2 protein-coding genes are annotated in these 1643 nt (G+C 45.6%); both read right to left on the bottom strand.

The features are described 5' to 3' along the window. On the bottom strand, window positions 1-80 hold an 80-nt coding region (locus ACUVJL_RS19965), incomplete at its 3' end, for a helix-turn-helix domain-containing protein (protein WP_445247429.1). Between the two features lie 210 nt (window positions 81-290). Next, window positions 291-1319, bottom strand: coding sequence for a hemerythrin domain-containing protein (locus ACUVJL_RS19960; protein WP_445247428.1), 1029 nt, complete (start codon window positions 1317-1319; stop codon window positions 291-293). Between the last annotated feature and the right edge of the window lie 324 nt (window positions 1320-1643).

The following is a 1643-nucleotide window of genomic DNA, read 5'->3' as shown; positions in this document are numbered from 1 at the left end:
CGGCAACAACCAAAAGACTTAACCAGTAAGTCTCTTTGCTCGGTTGTTGGGTAGATTCTATACTTAAACGCCTTGAACATTGCACTTACCAAACTCTAATTACTATGGTAAACCAAAATCAGGCAAATGTAAAGCCGTCCTAAAAGGACGGGGTTTCAACCCTCCGCTACGCTCCGCCCAAATTTCTGATAAAAAACAATAATCCCGCCACCAGGTTGGTAGCGGGATTGATAGGTTGCAGTTTAGCTATTCTCTAGTTTGGCTAGAGTTAAAATTAGCCGACTGCTGAATTAGCTCAGGTTAGCCATTTCTTGCTGCATCGTGCTTTTGGCTTCTTTGAATTGAGTAGCCAGTTGTTCCATTTGTGCTTCGCTCAGGTTGCGGCGAATTTGAGGGAACATATCGTTTTCTTCTTGTTTGACGTGATCCTGAACCGCTGTTTGGAGCTGTTTGATTTGGTCTTTGAAATCAGGAGAAGTGGGGTTGAGAGCCTTAATTTGGGCAAGCATTTGCTTCATTTGTGCTTGCTCGTCGTACAGTTCTTGAGTATCGCCGTAGTAGCTGCGAACTGCGGGATAAACAACTTGTTCTTCTGCTTCGGCGTGAACGCTGAGGTCTTTGTAAAGTTGACCGAAGAATTCTTGCAGTTTTTGAGGATCGTCGGTGCTTGCGATTTCCATAAAGAGGGTATCGGTTTTGCGGTGATCCATTGAGATGATTTCGGTGATGTTCATCTCTTCTTTGGTGCGGGTAACTGCACCGCCGATGATGCCGGTCATTGCTGCCATTGCATCTTGCACGCGCGCCCAAACGCCTTGGTCGGGGTCTTTACCGGTCAGTTCGCGCACGCCCAAGATTTCCATAACTCCCTTGAGTTGCTCTTGGTGGGCGCGGTTCTCAAAGTTAACTGTGTTGAGGGGAGTAATGGCGGCTTCGATGTCGGCGCCGACTACTTGAGCGGCTTTGTGAATTAACAAACCGGCCATTGTTTGTTTGTGTTTGAGCAGTTCGTGCTGGGTGACTTTTTCAAACAATGTGAGTTCAGAACCTTCCATGAGTTTCTGAACTTCTTCAATCATTTTTGCGCTGCTTTCTTTGGGCTCGGCTTGAATGCCGTATTGTACGATCGTGGTTTCTAATACGCCCAAGTTTTTACGATCGTCCTCGAGCATATCCCGGAAGCGCTGGGCTAGTTCGGAGTCGTTGCAGGAATTGATGAACAATTGCTCGTTGGCGATCAATAGGTTTTGCAGCGCTTTCATGTCTGCTAATTTAGTTGCGATCGCTTGGCGTTTGGTATCTTCTAAGGTAGCTACCATCTGTCGTTTCTCCTCTCAAGGTCTTTAGTGTTCTTACATCTTTTAATTTATTGAAATATTCTGATAACACCCTCTTTCTCCCGACTGATTCATTAATATCCCGCGCAACCTATTGACTTTTGAGCAAAAAAATGGTAAGTATTTGAGACTGCTGGAAAAAAAGCAAAAAGCAAAAAATAACTGGTCACTAACCCCACCCTAAAGGGATGGGGCTTGAAAGCGGAAGACTCACCACCTTCTTAATTTGAGGCCAAACCAGTGTCTAGCCTGGGTCTTCGAGACAAGCTGAACTATATGGTGGTGGTACACCAAGCGACGTTAAGA

Source organism: Microcoleus sp. OTE_8_concoct_300 (assembly GCF_031383065.1).
Classification (GTDB): domain Bacteria; phylum Cyanobacteriota; class Cyanobacteriia; order Cyanobacteriales; family Microcoleaceae; genus Microcoleus.
This window is presented reverse-complemented; position numbering and strand designations above follow the sequence as displayed.